The 22,825-nt window shown below is 70.6% G+C and carries 22 protein-coding genes; 19 read left to right on the top strand and 3 right to left on the bottom strand.

Going from position 1 to position 22,825, the window contains the following annotated elements:
* Positions 1-4: 4 nt before the first annotated feature.
* Positions 5-571, top strand: coding sequence for a hypothetical protein (locus ACFVYK_RS05730; RefSeq protein ID WP_389768942.1), 567 nt, complete (start codon positions 5-7; stop codon positions 569-571).
* 67 nt (positions 572-638) lie between these two features.
* Here ACFVYK_RS05730 and ACFVYK_RS05725 read toward each other — a convergent pair whose 3' ends face one another.
* The gene (locus ACFVYK_RS05725; protein ID WP_389768940.1) at positions 639-944 is read right to left on the bottom strand and encodes a ferredoxin; all 306 of its coding nucleotides are present in this window, start codon (positions 942-944) and stop codon (positions 639-641) included.
* A gap of 242 nt (positions 945-1,186) precedes the next feature.
* Between ACFVYK_RS05725 and arc the strand changes: the two genes are divergently transcribed.
* The 6 genes from arc (at position 1,187) to prcA (ending at position 7,358) form a co-directional block, all read left to right on the top strand.
* The gene (gene arc, locus ACFVYK_RS05720; protein WP_389768938.1) at positions 1,187-2,953 is read left to right on the top strand and encodes a proteasome ATPase; all 1,767 of its coding nucleotides are present in this window, start codon (positions 1,187-1,189) and stop codon (positions 2,951-2,953) included.
* A 233-nt stretch (positions 2,954-3,186) separates the two neighbouring features.
* On the top strand, positions 3,187-4,698 hold the full coding sequence (gene dop, locus ACFVYK_RS05715; protein ID WP_389768935.1) for a depupylase/deamidase Dop: 1,512 nt from the start codon (positions 3,187-3,189) through the stop codon (positions 4,696-4,698).
* 189 nt (positions 4,699-4,887) lie between these two features.
* On the top strand, positions 4,888-5,106 hold the full coding sequence (locus ACFVYK_RS05710; protein WP_190148692.1) for a ubiquitin-like protein Pup: 219 nt from the start codon (positions 4,888-4,890) through the stop codon (positions 5,104-5,106).
* Positions 5,107-5,155: 49 nt separating this feature from the next.
* Positions 5,156-5,761, top strand: a complete 606-nt coding sequence (locus tag ACFVYK_RS05705; protein ID WP_389768933.1) for an endonuclease VII domain-containing protein — start codon at positions 5,156-5,158, stop codon at positions 5,759-5,761.
* Complete coding sequence (gene prcB, locus ACFVYK_RS05700) at positions 5,713-6,558, top strand: proteasome subunit beta (RefSeq protein ID WP_389768930.1); 846 nt, start codon at positions 5,713-5,715, stop codon at positions 6,556-6,558. Before ACFVYK_RS05705 ends, prcB begins: the two co-directional genes overlap by 49 nt.
* 62 nt (positions 6,559-6,620) lie before the next feature.
* Positions 6,621-7,358 carry a proteasome subunit alpha gene (gene prcA, locus ACFVYK_RS05695; protein ID WP_389768927.1) on the top strand — a complete coding sequence of 246 codons (738 nt, stop codon included), beginning with the start codon at positions 6,621-6,623 and terminating at the stop codon, positions 7,356-7,358.
* An 89-nt stretch (positions 7,359-7,447) separates the two neighbouring features.
* On the opposite strand, the gene ACFVYK_RS05690 is transcribed toward prcA, so the two are convergent.
* A complete protein-coding gene (locus ACFVYK_RS05690) occupies positions 7,448-8,464 on the bottom strand; it encodes a LacI family DNA-binding transcriptional regulator (protein ID WP_389768924.1) in 1,017 nt (338 codons plus the stop codon).
* Positions 8,465-8,583: 119 nt separating this feature from the next.
* Here ACFVYK_RS05690 and ACFVYK_RS05685 point away from each other — a divergent pair, with 119 nt between their 5' ends.
* The 12 genes from ACFVYK_RS05685 to ACFVYK_RS05630 all read left to right on the top strand — a co-directional run bounded on the left by ACFVYK_RS05685 (position 8,584) and on the right by ACFVYK_RS05630 (position 21,064).
* A complete protein-coding gene (locus ACFVYK_RS05685) occupies positions 8,584-9,843 on the top strand; it encodes an MFS transporter (protein ID WP_389768921.1) in 1,260 nt (419 codons plus the stop codon).
* A gap of 9 nt (positions 9,844-9,852) precedes the next feature.
* Positions 9,853-11,214: a Pup--protein ligase gene (pafA, locus tag ACFVYK_RS05680; protein WP_389768918.1), complete on the top strand. Its 1,362-nt coding sequence runs from the start codon at positions 9,853-9,855 to the stop codon at positions 11,212-11,214.
* Between the two features lie 134 nt (positions 11,215-11,348).
* A complete protein-coding gene (locus ACFVYK_RS05675) occupies positions 11,349-12,353 on the top strand; it encodes an FKBP-type peptidyl-prolyl cis-trans isomerase (protein ID WP_389768916.1) in 1,005 nt (334 codons plus the stop codon).
* A gap of 65 nt (positions 12,354-12,418) precedes the next feature.
* Positions 12,419-12,790, top strand: a complete 372-nt coding sequence (locus tag ACFVYK_RS05670) for an FKBP-type peptidyl-prolyl cis-trans isomerase (RefSeq protein WP_020128331.1) — start codon at positions 12,419-12,421, stop codon at positions 12,788-12,790.
* A gap of 154 nt (positions 12,791-12,944) precedes the next feature.
* Entirely contained in the window at positions 12,945-13,922 is a 978-nt protein-coding gene (locus ACFVYK_RS05665; RefSeq protein ID WP_389768913.1) for a helix-turn-helix transcriptional regulator, read from the top strand.
* An 18-nt stretch (positions 13,923-13,940) separates the two neighbouring features.
* Entirely contained in the window at positions 13,941-15,002 is a 1,062-nt protein-coding gene (locus ACFVYK_RS05660) for a helix-turn-helix transcriptional regulator (RefSeq protein ID WP_389768911.1), read from the top strand.
* On the top strand, positions 14,999-15,283 hold the full coding sequence (locus ACFVYK_RS05655) for a hypothetical protein (protein ID WP_389768908.1): 285 nt from the start codon (positions 14,999-15,001) through the stop codon (positions 15,281-15,283). Before ACFVYK_RS05660 ends, ACFVYK_RS05655 begins: the two co-directional genes overlap by 4 nt.
* Positions 15,284-15,378: 95 nt before the next feature.
* Positions 15,379-15,573 carry a hypothetical protein gene (locus tag ACFVYK_RS05650; RefSeq protein ID WP_389768906.1) on the top strand — a complete coding sequence of 65 codons (195 nt, stop codon included), beginning with the start codon at positions 15,379-15,381 and terminating at the stop codon, positions 15,571-15,573.
* Between the two features lie 305 nt (positions 15,574-15,878).
* The gene (gene tatA / locus ACFVYK_RS05645; protein WP_389768903.1) at positions 15,879-16,166 is read left to right on the top strand and encodes a Sec-independent protein translocase subunit TatA; all 288 of its coding nucleotides are present in this window, start codon (positions 15,879-15,881) and stop codon (positions 16,164-16,166) included.
* 47 nt (positions 16,167-16,213) lie between these two features.
* The gene (gene tatC / locus ACFVYK_RS05640) at positions 16,214-17,158 is read left to right on the top strand and encodes a twin-arginine translocase subunit TatC (RefSeq protein ID WP_389768900.1); all 945 of its coding nucleotides are present in this window, start codon (positions 16,214-16,216) and stop codon (positions 17,156-17,158) included.
* 31 nt (positions 17,159-17,189) lie between these two features.
* Positions 17,190-18,080, top strand: a complete 891-nt coding sequence (locus tag ACFVYK_RS05635; protein WP_389768897.1) for a diacylglycerol kinase — start codon at positions 17,190-17,192, stop codon at positions 18,078-18,080.
* 131 nt (positions 18,081-18,211) lie between these two features.
* Entirely contained in the window at positions 18,212-21,064 is a 2,853-nt protein-coding gene (locus tag ACFVYK_RS05630; RefSeq protein WP_389768894.1) for a DEAD/DEAH box helicase, read from the top strand.
* 76 nt (positions 21,065-21,140) lie between these two features.
* Here ACFVYK_RS05630 and atzF read toward each other — a convergent pair whose 3' ends face one another.
* The gene (atzF, locus tag ACFVYK_RS05625) at positions 21,141-22,811 is read right to left on the bottom strand and encodes an allophanate hydrolase (RefSeq protein WP_389768892.1); all 1,671 of its coding nucleotides are present in this window, start codon (positions 22,809-22,811) and stop codon (positions 21,141-21,143) included.
* Positions 22,812-22,825: the final 14 nt, after the last annotated feature.

Here is a 22,825-nt window from a genome sequence, read left to right as displayed (position 1 = left end):
CCTAGTGCAGCACTCCGCCGTCCCGGAACTGGCACACACCCACACCCGGCCCGTCCACTGGGTCGCGACCGCCACCGCCGTCGCCGGCGTCGTCGCCCTCTCCTCGCTGCTGCAACCCAAACCCGCCACGGCCGCCCAGACCGCCGGCCCCCCGGCCCGGCCCGCCGCCGCCCCCGTCACCACCGGCGTCGACTTCCCCCTCCAGTGCGGCCCCGTCACCGCCCTCGTCGTGAAGAAGGCCAGCGGCGACCTCGACGGCGACGGCGCCCCCGAAACCGTCGCCGTCGTCCACTGCGACGCCCCCATGGGCACCCCGCCCGACGGCGTCTACGTCCTCACCCACGGCGCGAACGGCACCCCCGCGCGCGTGGTCGCCACACTGGTCGACCCCAAGGCCCGCAACACCGTCACCGACCTCCGCATCGCCGACGGGGCCGTCCTCGCCACCCTCCTCGGCTACTCCACGGCCGACGTGCCCAGCTGCTGCCCCGACCTCAAGGACAGCGCCCGATGGCAGTGGAAGGACCACAAGTTCATCCGCTCGACGCCCGCCGGCGCCCGCGACGTCTGACCCGGCCGTTCGCCCTGTGAGAAATCAGACAGCGGTCACGAACTGAAGCAGGACGCTCACGCGACGCTCACTCGGCGTCGGGACCGTAGACCTCGACCCCGTCCGAAACGCGCCGCACATGGATGCAGTCACCCGGGCACTCCCGCGCCGAGTCCACCACGTCCACCACCAACGGCAACGGCACCGGCGTCACAGCCCCCTTGGCCTGCAACAGCTCGTCCTGCTCACTCTTCACATACGCCAGCCCGTCGATGTCCAGCTCGAAGACCTCCGGCGCGTACTGCGCGCAGATCCCGTCACCGGTGCAGAGATCCTGATCGATCCACACCTCCAGGGCCTCGCCACCGACACCGGTCTCCTGCTGCACGCCCATGACTCCTGCCGTTTACCGTCGAACCGCCAGGGAACCATGCAGGCTCTGACGGGTGTTGAACACTTCGACCCTACCCTCGGCGGCTTCCCAAGCACGTTCGGTGGGTATTCCCCTGGCGTGAGGGAGAGCGCAAGGGTGAAGATCGGACACACCCGACAGTCTTTTTGATCTAGGGGTTTCAATCGACACCCACCCAGGTAGGGTCTGGAAGCGTCCAGCTCCCCTTGGAGGAGGTGAGGACCGTGGCAGCCCACGACGACGACATGAACCGCGGCATCCGCCCGGGACGAGGGTCCGACGACCCGTCCGGGCAGATTGCCTACCTTGAGCAGGAGATCGCCGTCCTGCGACGCAAGCTCGCCGACTCTCCGCGACACACGAGGATTCTCGAAGAGCGGATCGTCGAGCTGCAGACCAACCTGGCCGGCGTGTCCGCCCAGAACGAACGACTGGCCAACACGCTCCGCGAGGCCCGCGACCAGATCGTGGCCCTCAAGGAGGAAGTCGACCGGCTCGCCCAGCCGCCGGCCGGCTTCGGCGTCTTCCTCACGGCGAACGAGGACGGCACGGCCGACATCTTCACCGGAGGCCGCAAACTCCGCGTGAACGTCAGCCCCGGAGTCGAGCTCGACGGGCTCCGACGCGGCCAGGAAGTCATGCTCAACGAAGCGCTCAACGTGGTCGAGGCCATGGAGTACGAGCGCGTCGGCGACATCGTCACCCTCAAGGAGATCCTCGAGGACGGCGAACGAGCCCTGGTGCTCGGGCACACCGACGAAGAACGAGTGGTCAGGCTCGCCGAGCCCCTGCTGGACGTCACCATCCGGCCCGGCGACGCCCTCCTGCTCGAACCCCGCTCCGGCTACGTCTACGAGATCGTGCCCAAGAGCGAGGTCGAGGAACTCGTCCTCGAAGAGGTCCCCGACATCGGCTACGAGCAGATCGGCGGCCTCGGCGGACAGATCGAGATGATCCGCGACGCCGTCGAACTGCCCTACCTGTACCCCGACCTCTTCAAGGAGCACGAACTCCGTCCGCCCAAGGGCGTCCTCCTCTACGGACCCCCCGGATGCGGCAAGACGCTCATCGCCAAGGCCGTCGCCAACTCACTGGCCAAAAAGGTCGCCGAAGTCACCGGCCAGGCCACCGGCAAGAGCTTCTTCCTCAACATCAAGGGCCCCGAGCTCCTCAACAAGTACGTCGGCGAGACCGAGCGGCAGATCCGCCTCGTCTTCCAGCGCGCCAGGGAGAAGGCCTCCGAGGGCACCCCCGTCATCGTCTTCTTCGACGAGATGGAATCCCTCTTCCGCACCCGCGGCTCCGGCGTCAGCTCCGACGTCGAGAACACCATCGTCCCCCAGCTCCTCGCCGAGATCGACGGCGTGGAAGGCCTGCAGAACGTGGTCGTCATCGGCGCCTCCAACCGCGAGGACATGATCGACCCCGCCATCCTGCGCCCCGGCCGCCTCGACGTGAAGATCAAGATCGAGCGCCCGGACGCCGAAGCGGCCAAGGACATCTTCCAGAAGTACCTCACCGAACGCCTCCCCCTGCACCCCGAGGACGTCGGCGAACACGGCGGCGACAAGACCACCACCGTCCAGAGCATGATCCAGACGGCAGTGGAACACATGTACGCCGAATCCGAGGAGAACCGCTTCCTGGAAGTCACCTACGCCAACGGCGACAAGGAAGTCCTCTACTTCAAGGACTTCAACTCCGGCGCCATGATCGAGAACATCGTCGGCCGCGCCAAGAAAATGGCCATCAAGGACTTCCTCGACCACAACCAGAAGGGCCTGCGCGTCTCCCACCTCCTCCAGGCCTGCGTGGACGAGTTCAAGGAGAACGAGGACCTCCCCAACACCACCAACCCCGACGACTGGGCTCGCATCTCCGGAAAGAAGGGCGAACGGATCGTCTACATCCGTACCCTCATCACCGGAAAGCAGGGCGCGGACACCGGACGCTCCATCGACACGGTGGCGAACACCGGACAGTACCTGTAAAAACAGGGCGGCTGCGGGTGCCCACCACGGGTACCCGCAGCCGACTGCTTTCCGGGCCACGGCTGGAGCAAGGCAATGACGCAAATGATCTCCCCGCCGGCGCGGAGGCGTTCTAGGCTCTTCGGTACCGCCGGGTCGCGAGGTGCGGGGACGGGCACCGCGCACGCACCGGAGCACCACCGGTATCTGAGCGGCGCCCACGACCGAGGGCGCCGCCGGGCAAGGAGGGCCGCATGACCGTACGGCGAGTAATGGGCATCGAGACGGAGTACGGCATCTCCGTCCCCGGCCACCCCAACGCCAATGCCATGCTCACCTCGTCCCAGATCGTCAACGCCTACGCGGCGGCGATGCACCGGGCCCGCCGGGCCCGCTGGGACTTCGAGGAGGAGAACCCGCTGCGGGACGCGCGTGGCTTCGACCTCGCCCGCGAGACCGCCGACTCCAGCCAGCTCACCGACGAGGACATCGGCCTCGCCAACGTCATCCTCACCAACGGTGCGCGGCTCTACGTCGACCACGCACATCCCGAGTACAGCGCCCCCGAGGTGACCAACCCCCGCGACGCCGTCCTCTGGGACAAGGCCGGCGAACGCATCATGGCCGAAGCCGCCGAACGCGCCGCCGCGCTCCCCGGCGCCCAGCCCATCCACCTCTACAAGAACAACACCGACAACAAGGGCGCCTCCTACGGCACGCACGAGAACTACCTGATGAAGCGCGAGACCGCCTTCTCGGACATCGTGCGCCACCTCACGCCCTTCTTCGTCTCCCGCCAGGTCTTCGCCGGCGCCGGCCGCGTCGGCATCGGCCAGGACGGCCACGAACACGGTTTCCAGCTCAGCCAGCGCGCCGACTACTTCGAGGTCGAGGTGGGCCTGGAGACGACGCTGAAACGCCCCATCATCAACACGCGCGACGAACCGCACGCCGATGCCGAGAAGTACCGCCGCCTCCATGTGATCATCGGCGACGCCAACCTCTCCGAGATCTCGACCTACCTCAAGCTCGGCACCACGGCCCTGGTCCTGTCGATGATCGAGGACGGCTTCATCGCCGTCGACCTCGCCGTCGACCAGCCGGTCCGCACCCTCCACCAGGTCTCCCACGACCCCGGCCTCAAGCGGCTGGTCACCCTGCGCAGCGGCCGCACGCTCACCGCCGTCCAGCTCCAGATGGAGTACTACGAGCTGTCGCGCAAATACGTCGAGGAGCGGTTCGGCGCGGACGCCGACGATCAGACCAAGGACGTCCTCGCCCGCTGGGAGGACACCCTCACCCGCCTGGAGAACGACCCCATGAGCCTCGCCGGCGAACTGGACTGGGTCGCCAAACGGGAGGTCATGGAGGGCTACCGGCGCCGGGACGACCTCGACTGGGACGCCGCCCGCCTCCACCTCGTCGACCTCCAGTACGCCGACGTCAGGGCCGAGAAGGGCATCTACAACCGTCTCGTGGCCCGCGGCCGCATGAAGCGCCTCCTGGACGAGACCGAGGTCGAGCGGGCCGTCACCAAGCCCCCGGAGGACACCCGCGCCTACTTCCGCGGCCGCTGCCTGGAGCAGTACGCCGACGACGTCGCCGCGGCCTCCTGGGACTCCGTGATCTTCGATCTGCCGGGCCGGGACTCGCTCCAGCGCGTCCCAACCCTCGAACCCCTTCGCGGAACGCGAAATCACGTCAAAGCGCTCCTGGACCGCTGTCGCACGGCAGAAGACCTGGTCAGGGTCCTGTCGGGCGGCTGAACCGTGACCCGGACGGAACCTGCGCGGCGGGTGGAACGGCCCCCGTCCGGGAATCATCGAGATGACCCTCGTACGTTGACGCAACTGCGAGGCCGATGTCGGACCCGGCTTGTAGGGTTCTGATCATCACCGATCGGCAGGGATGCCGACCCTGTCGACCATGTCGGGCGAAAGAGCGGGGTGAGGGTTATGGCGACCAAGGACACCGGCGGCGGCCAGCAGAAGGCGACGCACTCCACCGAGGAGGTCGAGGAGCAGGCCGCGGAGACGCAGGGCTCCGAGGACCTCAAGGAGCGCCACGAGAAGCTGAGCGACGACGTGGACTCGGTTCTTGACGAGATCGACGATGTCCTCGAGGAAAATGCCGAGGATTTCGTGCGGTCCTTCGTACAAAAAGGCGGAGAGTGAAGGCCGCTTGATCAGCACGCCTTCGAATTGAAAGCTGCGGAGGGTGGGGGTGGCTGACGAAGGAAACCCGAAGCGGTGCGGGAAGTGTGGCCGAGGCCTACCGCTTGCTGCATCCGCGCGGGACAGGAACCGGGGGGACGGCCTACGGGCGCATTGCCGGGAGTGCGTGGCGGAGTGCAGCGCCGCGCACTACCGGCGGCACCAGGAGGCCAGGGGCAGGACGGTTCGGGAAAAGGTGGTTGTCCCGACCGGGTACAAGCTCTGCAGGACGTGCGGCGAGGTCAAGCCACACGGTGAGTGGCATCGCAACGCCACCGCGCCCGACGGCCTGTCGACGAGCTGCAAGGCGTGCCGGGCGGTCCAGAGCAGGCAGGGCCACCTGAAGCGCCGATACGGGCTGACCGAGGCCGAACGGGACGAGCTGATCGTCTCTCGAGGCGGTGTCTGTTGCATATGTTCGGCGGCCCTGCCCCAGCATGTGGATCACTGCCACAAGACGGGTAGGGTCCGAGGCGTACTGTGCTTCAGCTGCAATGCCGCGCTGGGGCAGTTCAAGGATCGGCCCGAAGCCATAAGGCGGGCTGCCGCTTACGTGGAAGGAAACGCGTGGAAGCCAACACTCGTAGCACCGGGCGTCTACCAGCTGCCTTCCTGACGCCCGGGTCCTCGTCCTTCATGGACTTCCTCTCCGAGCACCAGCCGGAGATGCTGCCCGGCAGGCGGCAGCTGCCTCCGACGCAGGGAGTGGTCGAGGCTCCGCACGGGACGACGATCGTGGCCGTCACGTTCCCCGGGGGCGTCGTGCTCGCCGGTGACCGTCGGGCCACGATGGGCAATGTCATCGCGCAGCGGGACATCGAGAAGGTCTTCCCGGCCGACGAGTACTCGGCTGTCGGCATCGCCGGCACCGCGGGTCTGGCCGTGGAGATGGTGAAACTGTTCCAGCTGGAGCTGGAGCACTTCGAGAAGGTCGAGGGGGCGCAGCTCTCGCTGGAGGGCAAGGCGAACCGGCTGTCGACCATGATCCGGTCGAATCTGGGCATGGCGATGCAGGGTCTGGCGGTGGTGCCGTTGTTCGCCGGGTTCGACGTGGACCGGGACCGGGGCCGGATCTTCTCGTACGACGTGACGGGCGGCCGGTCCGAGGAGCGTCACTTCGCGGCGACCGGTTCGGGTTCGATCTTCGCGCGGGGGGCGATGAAGAAGCTCTACCGTGACGATCTGTCCGAGGAGCAGGCCACGACGCTGGTGGTGCAGGCGTTGTACGACGCGGCCGACGACGACTCGGCGACCGGTGGTCCCGACGTCGCGCGTCGGATCTACCCGATCGTCACCGTGATCACCGAGGACGGTTTCCGTCGGTTGACCGACGAGGAGTCGTCGGAGATCGCCCGTTCCATTCTCGAGCGTCGCCTGGAGCAGCCGGACGGCCCGCGTGCCGCTCTGCTGTAGCCGGCGGTCTCGTTCTTGTCTCAGGTGATCCAGTGACTTCGACAGAAAGGGACGGTTAACCGGTGTCGACGCCGTTCTATGTCTCTCCCCAGCAGGCGATGGCGGACCGCGCGGAGTATGCGCGCAAGGGCATCGCCCGTGGCCGCAGTCTGGTCGTGCTGCAGTATGCCGACGGCATCGTGTTCGTCGGCGAGAACCCGTCCCGTGCGCTGCACAAGTTCAGCGAGATCTATGACCGGATCGGCTTCGCGGCCGCCGGCAAGTACAACGAGTACGAGAATCTGCGGATCGGCGGTGTGCGGTATGCCGATCTGCGGGGTTACACCTATGACCGTGACGATGTGACCGCTCGTGGTCTGGCCAACGTGTATGCGCAGACGCTGGGCACGATCTTCTCTTCGGCGGGCGAGAAGCCCTATGAGGTGGAACTGGTCGTGGCGGAGGTCGGGGCGACCGCGGACGGTGACCAGATCTACCGGCTGCCGCATGACGGGTCGATCGTCGACGAGCACGGTTCGGTGGCGGTGGGCGGTAACGCGGAGCAGATCAGCAGTTATCTGGATCAGCGTCATCGGGACGGGATGAGCCTGGCCGATGCGTTGAAGCTGGCTGTCCAGGCGTTGTCGCGGGACACGAACGGCACGCAGCGGGAGATCCCGGCGGAGCGGCTGGAGGTGGCGGTGCTGGATCGCACGCGGCCGCAGCAGCGCAAGTTCAAGCGGATCGTGGGTCGCCAGCTGGGCCGGTTGCTGGAGACGGACGGTGCGTCCACGGAGGCGGAGAGCTCCGAGGAGGAGTAGTCCGCGTCTGGTGTGCCGTGGCGCCGTGGTCGTGCGCTGGGTGTGCGTCCTGTGTGCCCCGGTCGGTCGTCGGCCGGGGCACAGGGCGTTCAGGGGGTGCTGGGAGGGGCCGTGGAGGCTCGTACGACGAGGTGGACCGGGATGTCCGCGGCGTCGGGTGTGCGGCCTTCCAGGACGTCGAGGAGGGCTTGCATGCCGCGTTCGCCGAAGAGTTCGGCGTCGAGTCGGACGGTGGTGAGCTCGGGGTCGAGGGCGGTGGCGAGGGCGAGGTCGTCGAGGCCGGTGACGGAGACGTCGTCGGGGATGCGCAGGCCGAGGCGGCGGAGGGCTTTGTAGGCGCCGGCGGCGAGTTTGTCGTCGTCGCAGACGACGGCCGTGGGGCGGGGGCCGGGGGCGGTGAGGGCGGTTTCGGCGGCGGTGCGGGCTTCGTCGATGGAGATCGGGGCGGGTGCGGTGCGCAGGGTGGCGCCGGGGGTGGCGGCGATGCGTGCGGTGAGGGCGTGGGCGCGGACGTGAAAGGTCCAGGAGGGCACGTCGGCCGCGAGGTGCAGGAAGCGGCGGTGGCCGAGGGCGAGGAGGTGGTCGGCGATCTGGCGGGCGCCGTCGGCGATGTCGAGGTTGACGGTGGCGGCGCCGAGGCTTCCGGCGGGGTCGCTGTCGAGCATGACGAGGGGGAGCTGGTCGCCGCGGATGGCGGTGAGGGCGTCGGCGGCCATGGAGGAGGCGAGGACGCCGTCGAGGGCGGCCTGTGCGGAGGCGAAGGGGTCGCGGGCGGGGCCGACGCCTTCGGGGGAGGGGTAGAGGACGACGCCGAAGCCGTGTTCGGCGGCCACGCGTGCGGCTCCGGTGTAGACGCCGGCGAAGAACTCGGTGGTGAGGGCGGGGACGACGAGGAGGACGGTGCGGGTGCGGCCGAGGCGGAGGTTGCGGGCGGCGAGGTTGGGCCGGTAGCCGAGGTCGCGCGCGGCGTCGCGTACGCGTTGGGCGGTGGTCTCGGAGACCCGGCCGCGCCATTTGTCGCCGAGGACGAGGGAGACGGCGGCCTGGGAGACGCCGGCGGCCCGGGCGACGTCGCGGCTCGTGGGGCGGGTGCTACCTCGTGCCACGGTGGGGCTGCTCCTTCGTCTGGACTGGCGAACAGCGCACATGGTACGTATGACGGGAGACGTTATACGTAAAACCTCGGGGTGGCCCACTGCCTCGGCAAGCCGACGGAGGCAGGACATTGGCCGCGGGATACCTGGAGATCCTCAGGGCGAGGCACGCGGCCCGGCTGCTGGCCGGCACGCTGGTGGGCCGGCTGCCCAACGCGACGGCCGCGATCGCGATCGTGCTGTTCGTGCGGGCGCAGGGCGGCACGTACAGCCTGGCGGGGGCGCTGGCCGCGGTGTACGGCCTCGCGAACGCCGTGGGTCAGCCGTCGCTGGGCCGGCTGGTCGACGTGTACGGGCAGCCGCGGGTGCAGTTGCCGGCGGCGCTCGTCTCGGCCCTGGCGATGGCGGGGTTCGCGTTCGCGGGCGTCGATCCGCCGCCGGTCGCGTATGCGGCGGTGGCCGCGGCGGGGCTGTTCACGCCGCCTCTGGAGGGCGGTCTGCGCGCCCTCTGGCCGGCGGTGCTGCGGCGCGAGGACCAGGTGCACACGGCGTACGCGATGGACGCGGTGGCGCAGGAGGTGATGTTCACCGTCGGGCCGCTGTTGGTGACGGTGTGCGTGTCGGTGTGGTCGGCGCAGGCCGCACTGCTGGTGCTGAACGGCCTGGGGGTGCTGGGCGCGCTGTGGGTGGTGGCGTCGCCGCCCTCGCGCGCGTGGCGGTCGGACCCGCGGGAGGCGCACTGGCTGGGCGCGCTGCGGTCGCCGGGGCTGCTGGCGCTGCTGGGGGCGTTCCTGTTCGTCGGGGTGGCGCTGGGGTCGATCACGGTGGCGTCGGTGCCGTACGCGGACGATCACGGCGGGGACGCGGTGTACGGCTGGCTGATGGCGGCGCTGGGGCTGGGCGCGTTGGCGGGCGGCGTGGTGTACGGGGCGCGGCAGTGGGCGGGGGCGCCCGAGCGGCGACTGCGCGGGCTGGTGGCCGCTCTGGCGGTGTGTTATCTGCCGTTGACGCTCACGCCGGGGGCGGTGGCCATGGTGGCCCTGACGGCGCTGTCGGGCGTGTTCCTGGCCCCCGCCCTCGCGTGCGCGTTCGTGATCGTGGACCGGCACGCCCCGCGCGGGACGGTGACGGAGGCGTTCTCCTGGCTGGTGACGACGTTCACGGTCGGGGCGTCGGTGGGAACGGGCCTGGCGGGTCCGGTCGTGGAGGCCGGTGGGGCCGTGTGGGGGTTCGCGGTGCCGGGCGCCGCGGGCGCGGTGTCCTTGGTGGTTTTGCTCGCCACAGGGCGGGTAATGGCAGGTCCCGCCGGAAGTGGGGTGGTTGCGGCTTCATCGGAAAATGATCCGAACCGTGCTGCCGAACCCCGTTTCAGTTCAGGGGATCGGGCGTAATGTTCATGCATGGACCGCCGCATTTTCGGGCTGGAGAACGAGTACGGCGTCACATGTACGTTCAGGGGACAGCGTCGGCTGTCTCCCGACGAGGTGGCGCGGTACCTCTTCCGCCGTGTCGTGTCATGGGGCCGAAGCAGCAACGTCTTTCTGCGGAACGGCGCCCGCCTTTATCTCGACGTGGGTTCGCATCCGGAATACGCGACACCGGAATGTGACAACGTGACCGAGCTGGTCACCCACGACAAGGCCGGCGAGCGCATTCTCGAAGGACTCCTGGTGGACGCGGAGCGACGCCTGCACGAGGAAGGAATCGCGGGCGACGTCTACCTCTTCAAGAACAACACGGACTCGGCGGGCAACTCTTATGGTTGTCACGAGAACTATCTGGTGGCGCGGCACGGAGAGTTCTCCCGGCTCGCCGACATCCTGATCCCGTTCCTGGTGACCCGGCAGCTGCTGTGCGGGGCGGGCAAGGTGCTGCAGACGCCCCGTGGGGCGGTCTACTGCGTCAGCCAGCGGGCCGAGCACATCTGGGAGGGCGTCTCCTCGGCGACGACCCGCTCGCGACCCATCATCAACACGCGGGACGAGCCGCACGCGGACGCGGAGCGGTACCGCCGTCTGCACGTCATCGTCGGCGACTCGAACATGTCCGAGACGACGATGCTGCTGAAGGTCGGCGCGACCGATCTGGTGCTGCGCATGATCGAGGCGGGCACGGTGATGCGGGACCTGACGCTGGAGAACCCGATCCGGGCGATCCGCGAGGTCAGCCATGACATCACGGGTCGGCGCAAGGTGCGGCTGGCCAGCGGCCGTGAGGCCTCCGCGCTGGAGGTGCAGCGGGAGTACTACGAGAAGGCCGTTGACTTCGTCGAGCGTCGTGGGATCCGCACCGGCACCGTCGACCAGGTCCTGGAGCTGTGGGGCCGCACGCTGGACGCGATCGAGGCGGAGGACCTCGACCGGATCGGCACCGAGATCGACTGGGTGATGAAGTACAAGCTCATCGAGCGGTACCGGGCCAAGCACGACATGACGATGTCGCATCCGCGGGTGGCGCAGATAGACCTCGCCTACCACGACATCCACCGTCGTCGTGGTCTGTACTACCTGCTGGAGCGCAAGGGGCAAGCGGCGCGGATCTGCAACGACTTGAAGATCTTCGAGGGCAAGTCGGTGCCGCCGCAGACGACTCGGGCGCGGTTGCGCGGTGACTTCATCCGCCGTGCGCAGGAGCAGCGCCGGGACTTCACGGTGGACTGGGTCCACCTGAAGCTGAACGACCAGGCGCAGCGCACCGTGCTGTGCAAGGACCCGTTCCGTTCGGTGGACGACCGGGTGGAGAAGCTGATCGCCGGCATGTGAGCAGGTGTTGCGCGCTGCCCGGCGCGTGGTGCGGAACGCAACACGGGCACCGTACGTTTCCCGTACGGTGCCCGTTGCACGTCGTAGAGTTGCGCGCACGCCATCCGAAGATCGACCGATTACGAGGCTTCATCGTGCGCCGACGCTCCCTCATCCTCGCCGCCGTACCCGCGGGACTGGTCACGCTGTCCGCGTGCGGTGACGACAAGTCCGATTCGAGCAAGGCGAGCGACAGTGCGTCGCCCTCGGCCTCGGCCCCGTCGGCCGCGCCGCCGCCGAAGATCGTGGACGGTCCGCTGCCGGCCATCACGGCGGGGGTGAAGTTCGGCCAGAAGCCCACGATCGCCAAGGGCCCGGGCGCGCCGTCGGATCAGCTGGCGGTGAAGACGGTGATCGCGGGCGGCGGGAAGACGGTCGCGGAGGGGGACTACATCCAGGCGGACTACCTGGCCCAGGTGTGGGACACGGCGAAGGTCCTGACCAACACCTACGACCACAAGGTGCCGCTGCTTACCCAGATCGCGAAGGGCAGCACCCTGGAGGGCTGGCGCTACGCGCTGACGGGGAAGAAGGCGGGCAGCCGGGTGGAGTTCTCGGTGCCGCCGGCCTGGGCCTTCGGCAAGCAGGGGAACCCGCAGGCGGGGGTGAAGGGCACCGACACGCTGGTCTTCGTGTTCGACATCAAGAACACGTACAACGGCAAGAGTTCCGCCAAGGGCGGGAAGACCGCCCAGGACGACGCGGATCTGCCGAAGGTCGGCACGAACACCGACGGCAAGGCGCCCTCCGTCGAGATCCCCAAGGCCGACCCGCCGAAGAAGCTGGTGTCGAACTACGTCATCGAGGGCGCCGGCCCGGCGGTGGCGGCGACCGAGAGCGTCCTCGTGCAGTACAAGGGCGTCATCTGGGACACGGGCAAGGAGTTCGACTCGACGTACAGCCGTGGTCAGCTGACGATGTTCTCGCTGCAGCAGGTGGTCAAGGGCTGGGCGCAGGGACTGACCGGCAAGAAGGTGGGCAGCCGGGTCGTCATCGTCGTCCCCCCGTCGTTGGGCTACGGCGACAACCCGCCGAGCGGCAGCGGCATCGAGAAGGACTCCACCATGGTGTTCTCGGTGGACATCCTCGCGAAGATGTGAGGCCGCCGGAGGTGTAAGACTGTCCGTGTTGTTGCCTTTCCGTGAGACACGCAGGAGCCAGTGACGTGAGCATTGACAAGCCCGAGATCGACTTTCCCGGCGGCGAGCCCCCGGCGGACCTCGAGATCAAGGACATCTGGGAGGGCGACGGCGAGGTGGCGCAGGCCGGCCACAACGTCAGCGTCCACTACGTCGGCGTCGCCTTCAGCACCGGTGAGGAGTTCGACGCCAGCTGGAACCGTGGGACGCCGTTCCGCTTCCCGCTGGGCGGCGGCCGGGTCATCAAGGGCTGGGACCAGGGAGTGCAGGGCATGAAGGTCGGCGGCCGTCGCCAGCTGACCATCCCGGCCCACCTCGCCTACGGCAACCAGAGCCCGACCCCGGCGATCAAGCCCGGCGAGACGCTGATCTTCGTGGTGGACCTGCTCGGCGTCTGATCGTCGTGCAGCCGGTCCGAGCCGGTCGCGGTGCGACCGGTGTCGATCATCTGGGGCCCATGCCCGCCCGGGCATGGGCCCTCGGCTTTTGTCCGGGCACCACGGAGCGGTACGGTCTCGATCGTAAGCACCATAGGGGAGGCGAAGGGCGTCGATGGCCATTGCCAAGGCCGAGCGGCTGATGAACCTGGCGCTGTGTCTGCTCGGGACGCGCCGGCCGCTCAGCAAGCGTGAGCTGCGCGATTCCATCGAGGCGTACGTCGAGACCTTCCGCGCCGGCGGCGGGACCGCGGCGTCGGACGACTCCTTCAACCGGATGTTCGAGCGCGACAAGGACGATCTGCGCGAGCTCGGCCTGGTCATCGAGACCGTGGAGAGCCTGGACGGCGAGATCGGCTACCTCGCGCGCCGCGACAGCAACCGGCTGCCGCCCATCACCCTCGACGCCGAGGAGGCCGCGGCCCTCGGCCTGGCCGCCAAGGTGTGGCAGCAGGCGCGGCTGGCGGGCGCGGCCAGCGGCGCGCTGCAGAAGCTGCGGGCGGCGGGCCTGCCCGAGGACGTGGACCCCTACGAGGCGCACGGCGCGCTGGAGCCCCGCATCCCCGTGCACGAGGCGGCGTTCGAGCCGTTGATGCTGGCCTGCCGGGACCGTCGGCCGGTGGTGTTCGACTACCGCAAGGCCACCGCGGCGCGCCCGGAGCCGCGGCATGTCGAGCCGTGGGCGCTGGAGTGCTGGCGCGGCCACTGGTATCTGGCCGGTTTCGACCGTGACCGGGGCGCCGAGCGGGTGTTCCGGCTGTCGCGGATCACCGGCCGGGTGCGTTCGCGCGGGACGACGTTCACGGTGCCGGTCCCCGACGTCGTCACCGTGCGCGAGACGGTCGCGAGCTGGGCGGGGGAGACCGCCGACCGCAGCGCGCTGATCCGGCTGCGGACGGGCGCCGGGTACCCCTTGCGGGCGAAGGCCACCTCGGTGCGGGAACTCGGGGACGGATGGGACGAGTTGGAGATTCCGTACGGGCACGGACTGGACGCCTGGCTGGTGGAGTTCGGGCCGGACGTGGTGGTTCTGGAACCGGCCGAGCTGCGGGCGGACGTCGTGGACCGGCTGCGGGCCGTGGCCAAGGGCTGAGGGGGAGCGAGCAACACAGTGGCAGGCAAACCGGTCAGGCCGGCGAACGCGATCGACCAGACCCGGCGGATGCTCTCCCTGGTGACGTATCTCAGGGAGCGCCCCGGCGCGCGCATCGAGGACGTGGCGCGCGCCTTCGGCATCACCGAGGACGAGCTGGTCTCGGACCTCGACGTGCTGCCCATGTGCGGTACGAGTTTCCGCGGCGGCGACCTCCTCGACATCGACACCGACGGTGAACGGATCTGGTGGCACAATCCGGCCGCGCTGGGCGCGGACGCGGCCGAGCCGCTTCGGCTGGCCGCCGACGAGGCGACCGCGCTGCTGGTGGCGGCGCGGGCCGTGGCCACGCTGCCGGGGCTGCGGGAGGGCGACCGGCAGGCGCTGCTGCGGGCGACGGCGAAGGTGGAGGCGGCGGCCGGCGAGGCGGCGGGGGCCAGTGCGCGGCTGTCGGTGACGTTCGAGTCGGAGGGCGGGGTCTTCGCGGACGTCGACCGGGCGATCTCGGAGCGGCGCAGGCTGTGGATCCGCTACTACTCGCCCGCTCGTGACGAGCTCAGCGAGCGCGAGATCGACCCCATCCGACTGGTCAGCGTCGGGCACACCTACGTCGAGGCCTGGTGCCGTCGCTCGGAGGCCCGCCGCACGTTCCGGCTGGACCGGGTCGCCGAGATCAAGATCCTGGACGAGCCCTCGGCGCCGCCCGAGATCGAGATGCGGGACCTGTCGGAAGGGCTGGTGCAGCCGTCCGCGGAGGATCCGGAGGTCGTGGTCGAGGTGGGTCCGGGCGGCCGCTGGGTCGCCGAGTACTACCCGCATGACAGTGCGGATGAACTGCCCGACGGCGGTCTGCGTATCGCTCTGCGTACGCCCGACCCGGCCTCGCTGAGGCGGCTGGCCCTGCGGCTCGGTCGGGACGGCCGGATCGTCTCGCCGTCCGAGCTCGCCGACAGCGCCCGCCGGGCCGCCCGCGAGGCACTGGCGGCGTACGACGTGATCGGGGCGGGCGGCGCGGCCGGCGTGCCGGTCGCGGTGCACGGCGAGGGTGGGTCGGACGGACGGGAGCAGGGGGAGTCGTGAGCGAGTCGACGGTGACCGGTGTGCGGGGCGTCTCGGCGGCGTCCGCGTTCGCGGGGATGCGCAGCGTGGCCCCGGTGCGGTTCAGAGCCGGGTGCCCGGACTGCCGGGGCGCCTTCGAGCTCGCCGCGAGTGCGCTGCGGCTGGCCATCGGCGCTTCCAGCCGCACCACCTTCTACTCGTTCACCTGTCCGGACTGCGGGGCGGCGGTGCGCAAGCCGGCCGGCGAGCGGATCGTGGAACTGCTGACCGGCGGCGGCGTCAGGACCCTGCGGCTGCACTAGGGCCTGTCCAAGCCCCGCTCACGGGGGTGACCGTCGGACTCCTGCAGCCCGATCCGGACGACAGGCCCCGGCCGCGAGGGGTCTAGGCTCGCCCCATGTTCTGGGCGATGTTCGCGGTTGCGTTGGGTTTTGCAGGTCTCGCCGTCCTCGCGGTGTTCGCCGTGCGGGTCTTCGTCGAGGCGCAGCGGCTGGGGCGGCAGGTCGCGGAGTCCGCGAGCCGTATCGACCGGGCCGCCCAGGACCTGGAGCGGGCGGCGGTGAGCGCGGCGCGCGCCGTGGACACGCTGTGACGGTCGCCGTCGCGCGCCCGCCGGGCGCCGCGGCGGTTCCTCCCCGCCTGTCGAGGTTCCTCCCCGCCTGCCGAGGTCGACGCGTTGCGGGCCGCTTCGGCCTCCCGCGTCGGCGGTAGGGGCGGGTACGCTGCTGGTCGCGGCTCGGAGAACGAGGCCCGGACCGCATACCGGGAGTACGCACGGGGATTGCCTCACGTTTACCCCTGAGCGTTACGATCGCTGTCAACACGATCGTTCGGACACGCGTCCGACCGGTCGGACGGCAACCCGCCCCCGCAGCCTCGGTGAGAAGGTAAAGACTTATGTTCGGAAGGCTCGGCGCCCCCGAGATCATTCTCATCCTCGTCGTCGTCATCCTGCTGTTCGGCGCGAAGAAGCTTCCCGACATGGCGCGCTCGCTGGGCAAGTCCGCTCGCATCCTCAAGAGCGAGGCCAAGGCGATGAAGGAGGACGGCGGCAGCACGGCCACCCCGGCCGGCCCGCCCCACAACGACGAGCAGACCCCGGCGACGCGCACCATCCAGGCCGCTCCCGGCGACGTGACCAGCTCCCGTCCGGTCACCGAGCCGACGGACACGACCAAGCGCTGACGCAGGGCCGGTGACCTCCGGCCCGCCGCACGAGATGGGAACGTGGGTTGCTGAAGTCTGCCCGCAAAGAGGAGAAGGACCCCGAGGGGCGGATGCCCCTCGCGGAGCACCTGCGTGAGCTTCGCAACCGGCTCGCGAAGGCCATGCTGGCCATCGTCGTCGTGACGATCGTGGCCGCCTTCTTCTACAAGAACATCATCGAGTTCTTCACGAACCCGATTCTCAACGCGGTGGGGTGCGACTCGACCTTCTCCGAGCTGGCGACCCAGCGCAGCGGCACCTGCGCCCGCATCGTGCTGAACGGTCTGCTCACCCCCTTCACGCTCGCCCTCAAGGTCTCCCTGATGGCCGGCGTGATCTTCGCGTCCCCGGTCTGGCTGTACCAGCTGTGGGCGTTCGTCGCGCCCGGTCTGCACCGGCACGAGCGCAAGTACGCCTACGCGTTCGTCGGCACCGGCGTCCCGCTGTTCCTCGGCGGAGCGTTCTTCGCGTACAAGACGCTGCCGACGATGGCCAAGGTGCTGCTCCAGTTCTCGCCGGCGGACCTGGACAACCAGCTGCCGCTGGACGATCTGCTCGATCTGATCGTCCGCATGGTGCTGGTCTTCGGTCTCTCCTTCGAGCTGCCGTTGCTGCTGGTCATGCTGAACCTGACCGGGGTGCTGACCGGCAAGCGCATGCTCGGCTGGTGGCGAGGGATGATCATCGGCATCACGGTGTTCGCGGCGGTCGCCACGCCCAGCACCGACCCGCTGACCATGCTGGCGCTCGCCGGTCCCATCTGGGTCCTGTACTTCTGCGCGACCGCCTTCTCCCTGCTGAACGACCGCCGCAAGTTCCGCCGCGACGCCCTCGGACCGGCCGACGACGAGGCGTCCGAGCTGGATCTCACCCCCGAGGACATCGGCGAGGTCGAGACGGTGGCCGCCTCGCGCGCCCTGCCGGAGCAGTCGAGCACGGACCGGGTCAACGGTTATGACGACGTGACCTGACCGGCGTCGCCCAACTCGTAGGGTCATCCTCGTGACCTGCGAGATCACCCTCTTCGTCAATCCCGCGGCGGGCCGCGGCCGGGGCGCCCGAGCGGCGCAGCCGGCCGCTTCGGCGTTGCGGGCGGCCGGCTACCGCGTGCGCACCGTCGTCGGCGAGAACGCCGCGGACGGCCTCGTCCGCGCGCGGGCCGCCGTCGCGGACGGCACCGGCGCCCTGGTCGCCGTCGGCGGCGACGGGATGGCCCACCTCGCCCTCCAGGCCGTCGCCGGCACCGACACCCCGCTGGGCCTGGTCGCCGTCGGCACCGGCAACGACTTCGCCCGCGCCCTCGGCCTGCCCGTGCGCGACCCGGCGGCCGCCGGACGCCTGATCGCCGACGCCCTGAAGGCGTCCCGGATCCGCGCCGTCGACCTGGGCCGGGTGGACGAGCGCTGGTTCGGCACCGTCCTCGCCTCCGGCTTCGACTCGCGCGTCAACGACCGCGGAAACCGCATGCGCCTGCCCGCCGGACGCGCCAGGTACGACCTCGCGATGCTCGCCGAACTGGCCGCCCTGCGCCCGTTCGCCTACCGGATCACCCTGGACGACGGCGCGGTGCGGGAGGTCGAGGCGACCCTCGTCGCCGTCGGCAACGGCCCCTCCTACGGCGGCGGCATGCGGATCTGCCCCGGCGCCGACCTCGCCGACGGCCTGTTCGACGTCACGGTGGTCGGCGACTGCGGCCGGGCGACGCTGCTGCGGGTCTTCCCCCGGGTGTACCGGGGCACGCACGTGGACCACCCCCGGGTCACCGTGTACCGGGCCGCACGGGTCGAGATCGCCGCCGAGGACGTCTCCGGGTACGCGGACGGGGAGCGGCTCGGGGAGCTGCCGCTCACCGCGCACTGCGTGCCCGGCGCGGTGCGGGTCGTCGGCCCCTGAGCGCAGGCCGTCGGCCCCGACCTGTGGGGGCGCCGGTTCGCGGGCCGGGGTGCGCTCCCGGCGCTCGGACGGGGCAGGACCGCCCCCGTGAACTGGGGCGGACCCGCATCGGGAAGCACCTGATCCGGATAATGATCGTCCTGTTGTCAGTGCGGCCCGGTACGCTCGAAAGCACGATGACAGAGGATCTCTCACCGGCCGAGCGGTACGCGGCAGCACGCAAGCGCGCTGTCGAGCAGGCCACCGCGCTCGCGTCCTTCCGCGAGATGTACGACTTCGGTCTCGACCCCTTCCAGATCGAGGCCTGTCAGGCGCTGGAGGCGGGCAAGGGCGTCCTGGTGGCCGCCCCCACCGGCTCGGGCAAGACGATCGTGGGCGAGTTCGCCGTCCACCTCGCCCTCCAGCAGGGCAAGAAGTGCTTCTACACGACGCCCATCAAGGCGCTGTCGAACCAGAAGTACTCCGACCTGAGCCGGCGCTACGGCAGCGACAAGGTCGGCCTGCTCACCGGCGACAACAGCGTCAACTCCGACGCCCCGGTGGTCGTGATGACCACCGAGGTGCTGCGGAACATGCTCTACGCCGGCTCGCAGACCCTCCTCGGCCTCGGCTACGTGGTCATGGACGAGGTGCACTACCTCTCCGACCGCTTCCGGGGCGCCGTGTGGGAGGAGGTGATCATCCACCTCCCCGAGTCGGTCACCCTGGTCTCGCTGTCGGCGACCGTGTCCAACGCCGAGGAGTTCGGCGACTGGCTCGACACCGTGCGCGGCGACACCGAGGTGATCGTCTCCGAACACCGGCCGGTGCCGCTGTTCCAGCACGTGCTCGCCGGACGCCGGATGTACGACCTGTTCGAGGAGGGTGAGGGGCACCGCAGGGCCGTCAACCCCGACCTCGCGCGGCTGGCCCGGATGGAGGCCTCCCGGCCCTCGTACCAGGACCGCAGGCGCGGCAGGAACGTGCGCGAGGCCGATCGTGAGCGCGAGCGCCGGCAGCGCTCGCGCGTGTGGACGCCGGGCCGGCCCGAGGTCATCGAGCGGCTCGACGCCGAAGGGCTGCTGCCCGCCATCACGTTCATCTTCAGCCGCGCCGCCTGCGAGGCCGCCGTCCAGCAGTGCCTGTACGCCGGGCTGCGGCTGAACGACGAGGAGGCGCGGGCCGAGGTCCGCGCCCTCGTCGAGGAGCGCACCGCCGCCATCCCGCACGAGGACCTGCACGTCCTCGGCTACTACGAGTGGCTGGAAGGCCTGGAGCGGGGCATCGCCGCCCACCACGCGGGCATGCTGCCGACGTTCAAGGAGGTCGTCGAGGAACTGTTCGTGCGCGGCCTGGTCAAGGCCGTCTTCGCGACCGAGACCCTCGCCCTGGGCATCAACATGCCCGCCCGGTCGGTGGTGCTGGAGAAGCTCGTCAAGTGGAACGGCGAACAGCACGCCGACATCACCCCCGGCGAGTACACCCAGCTGACCGGGCGCGCGGGCCGCCGGGGCATCGACGTCGAGGGACACGCCGTCGTGCTGTGGCAGCGCGCGATGAACCCCGACCACCTCGCCGGCCTCGCGGGCACCCGCACCTACCCGCTGCGCTCCAGCTTCAAGCCGTCGTACAACATGGCGGTCAACCTCGTCGAGCAGTTCGGGCGGCACCGCTCGCGCGAGCTGCTGGAGACGTCGTTCGCGCAGTTCCAGGCCGACCGTTCGGTGGTCGGGATCTCCCGGCAGGTGCAGCGCAACGAGGAGGGCCTGGAGGGCTACCAGGCCTCCATGACCTGCCACCTCGGCGACTTCGACGAGTACGCGCGGCTGCGCCGCGAGCTCAAGGACCGCGAGACGGAGCTGGCCAAGCAGGGTGCGGCCCAGCGGCGCGCGGAGGCGGCCGTGGCGCTGGAGAGGCTCAAGCCCGGCGACGTCATCCACGTGCCCACCGGCAAGTACGCGGGGCTGGCGCTGGTGCTCGATCCGGGCCTGCCCGCCGGGCGGGCCAACGGTCACCGCGGCTTCGAGCAGCACGACGGGCCGCGCCCGCTGGTCCTCACCGCCGAGCGCCAGGTCAAGCGGCTGGCGTCGATCGACTTCCCGGTGCCGGTCGAGGCGCTGGAGCGGATGCGGATCCCGAAGACGTTCAACGCGCGCTCGCCGCAGTCCCGCCGCGACCTCGCCTCCGCGCTGCGCACCAAGGCGGGCCACATCCCGCCGGAGCGGGCCCGCAAGCAGCGTTCCCAGGCCGCGGACGACCGGGAGATCGCCCGGCTGCGCACCGAGATCCGGGCGCACCCCTGCCATGGCTGCGCCGACCGTGAGGACCACGCCCGCTGGGCCGAGCGCTACCACCGGCTGCTGCGCGACACCTCGCAGCTGGAGCGCCGCATCGAGGGACGCACCAACACCATCGCCCGCACCTTCGACCGGATCGTGGCGCTGCTGACCGAGCTGGACTATCTGCGCGGCAACGAGGTCACCGAGCACGGCAAGCGGCTCGCCCGCCTCTACGGCGAACTCGACCTGCTCGCCAGCGAATGCCTGCGCGCGGGCGTCTGGGAGGGGCTCACGCCCGCGGAACTCGCCGCCTGCGTCTCGGCGTTGGTGTACGAGGCACGGGTGAGTGACGACGCGACGGCGCCGAAGCTGCCCTCGGGCAAGGCGAAGGCCGCGCTCGGCGAGATGGTGCGGATCTGGGGCCGGCTGGACGCGCTGGAGGAGGACTTCCGGATCAGCCAGACCGAGGGCGTGGGACAGCGCGAGCCGGATCTGGGCTTCGCCTGGTCCGCGTACATGTGGGCGTCGGGCAAGGGGCTGGACGAGGTGCTGCGCGAGGCGGAGATGCCCGCCGGCGACTTCGTGCGGTGGTGCAAGCAGGTCATCGACGTCCTCGGGCAGATCGCGGCGGCGGCTCCCGCGCAGAGTTCGACGGTGGCGAAGAACGCCCGCAAGGCGGTCGACGGGCTGCTGCGGGGCGTGGTGGCCTACTCGTCGGTGGGATGAGCGAGGGCACGGCGGTGTTCCGGGAGTGCGCGGCCGGTCGCGCACTCCCCGCGTCCGCTGTGCCGGCGAACAGGCCTCAGGCGCGCTGTTCCTGACGCCGGCTCAGGTAGGCGCGCCAGCTGCCGTGGGCGGTGATGTCCTCGGCGTCCGCCAGGGCGGAGGGTTCGCAGAGGAAGCCGGGGACCCGGGCGCCGTCGGCGAGTTCCACGCGGCCCAGGGCCATCGGGCGGGGCAGGCCGGCCAGCAGGGATCCGAGGCCCTCGGCCGGGATGCGCCACACCTCCGTCTCGATGGCCGCTCCGGAGCCGTCCTGGCGGCCGACGTGCACCAGGCCCGGCTTCGGCGGGCTGGTGCGCAGGGCGTGCAGACGGTAGACGGGGGCGGTCGTGGTCGTCCGCTCCAGGCGGGCGCCCAGGGCGAGGAGCTGCCCGTTCAACGGCTGGCCCGTCAGGTGGGCGCCCACCACCGCCACCCGCGTCTCGGGCCGCAGCAGTGCGGCGATCCGGGCCAGCCGTTCGTCCGTGTGCGCCGGCCCGATCAGCATGACGCCGAACGGGAGGCCGTTCACCTCGCCGGCCGGGACGGCTGCCGCCGCCAGGTCGAAGAGGTTGGTGGAGTTGGTGAAGCGGCCCAGGCGGGCGTTGGCGCCCAGCGGGTCGGCGGCGACCTCGGCGAGGGTGGGATGGCCGGGCGCGGTGGGCAGGAGCAGGGCATCGGCGCCGGCCAGTTCGGCGAGGGCCCGGGTGCGCAGGGCGGCCAGGCGGTCCTGGTCCGCGAAGAGGCGGTGGGCGGGGACGTCGCGGGCGCGGGTGATGATGCCGGCGACCGTCGGGTCCAGGCCGGCGCCGCCGTCGGCGAGCAGCTTGTCGACGAAGCCGCCCACGGCGGTGTAGCGCTCGGCGACGAACGCGCCCTCGTAGAGCAGCGCGGCCGCCTCGGTGAACGGGGCGAGGTCGAGGGTGCGGATCTCGGCGCCGGCCGACGCGAGCTGCCGCGCCGCCGCCTCGTAGGCCTCGGCCCAGCCCGCGTCCAGCTCGCCGAGCTGTTCGAGCGGCGGGACCGCGACGCGCCAGGGGCCGGCCGGCCGCCCCGGCAGGGGCGGGGCGGCGCCGGTGGTCATGTGGGCGAGGGCCTGCTCGGCCTCCGGCAGGGTGCGGGCGAAGACGGTCACGCAGTCGAGCGAGGCGCAGGCGGGGACGACGCCCTCGGTCGGGACCAGACCGCGGGTCGGCTTCAGGCCCACGACGCCGTTGAGGGCGGCCGGCACCCGGCCCGAGCCCGCCGTGTCCGTGCCGAGGGCGAGGTCGACGAGGCCGAGGGCCACCGCGACCGCCGAGCCGGAGCTGGAGCCGCCGCTGATCCGCGCCGGGTCCCGGGCGTTGCGGACCGCGCCGTGCGGGGAGCGGGTGCCCACCAGGCCCGTCGCGAACTGGTCGAGGTTCGTCGTGCCCACCACCAGGGCGCCGGCCGCGCGCAGGCCGGCCACCGCCGGGGCGTCCCGGGCGGGCCGGTAGGCGTACGCGGGGCAGCCGGCCGTGGTGGGCAGACCGGCCACGTCGATGTTCCCCTTCACGGCGAGCAGCCGGCCGGCCAGCGGGAGGCGGGCCCCGGCGGCGACGCGTTCGTCGATCGCCCGGGCCTCCGACTCGACCTCCTCCCTGGGGCGCAGGTCGATCCAGATCTCGGGGCGGGCCGTGGCCTCGATGCGGTCGTAGGCGGCACGGACGCGGCTGAGCGTGCTGGACATCTCCGGTTCCTCTC

The organism is Streptomyces sp. NPDC058291, from assembly GCF_042880855.1.
Taxonomy (GTDB): domain Bacteria; phylum Actinomycetota; class Actinomycetes; order Streptomycetales; family Streptomycetaceae; genus Streptomyces.
Note: the sequence above shows the minus strand (reverse complement) of the source record. Positions and strands in the feature narration are given on the sequence as shown.

Bases quoted from the DNA above. Each gene is read 5' to 3' on its own strand.
- pafA (WP_389768918.1), top strand. From the start codon at position 9,853: ATGGACCGCCGCATTTTCGGGCTGGAGAACGAGTACGGCGTCACATGT.
- ACFVYK_RS05650 (WP_389768906.1), top strand. From the start codon at position 15,379: ATGTTCTGGGCGATGTTCGCGGTTGCGTTGGGTTTTGCAGGTCTCGCC.
- ACFVYK_RS05710 (WP_190148692.1), top strand. From the start codon at position 4,888: ATGGCGACCAAGGACACCGGCGGCGGCCAGCAGAAGGCGACGCACTCC.
- tatA (WP_389768903.1), top strand. From the start codon at position 15,879: ATGTTCGGAAGGCTCGGCGCCCCCGAGATCATTCTCATCCTCGTCGTC.
- ACFVYK_RS05665 (WP_389768913.1), top strand. From the start codon at position 12,945: ATGGCCATTGCCAAGGCCGAGCGGCTGATGAACCTGGCGCTGTGTCTG.
- ACFVYK_RS05630 (WP_389768894.1), top strand. From the start codon at position 18,212: ATGATCGTCCTGTTGTCAGTGCGGCCCGGTACGCTCGAAAGCACGATG.
- ACFVYK_RS05725 (WP_389768940.1), bottom strand. From the start codon at position 944: ATGGGCGTGCAGCAGGAGACCGGTGTCGGTGGCGAGGCCCTGGAGGTG.
- atzF (WP_389768892.1), bottom strand. From the start codon at position 22,811: ATGTCCAGCACGCTCAGCCGCGTCCGTGCCGCCTACGACCGCATCGAG.
- dop (WP_389768935.1), top strand. From the start codon at position 3,187: ATGACCGTACGGCGAGTAATGGGCATCGAGACGGAGTACGGCATCTCC.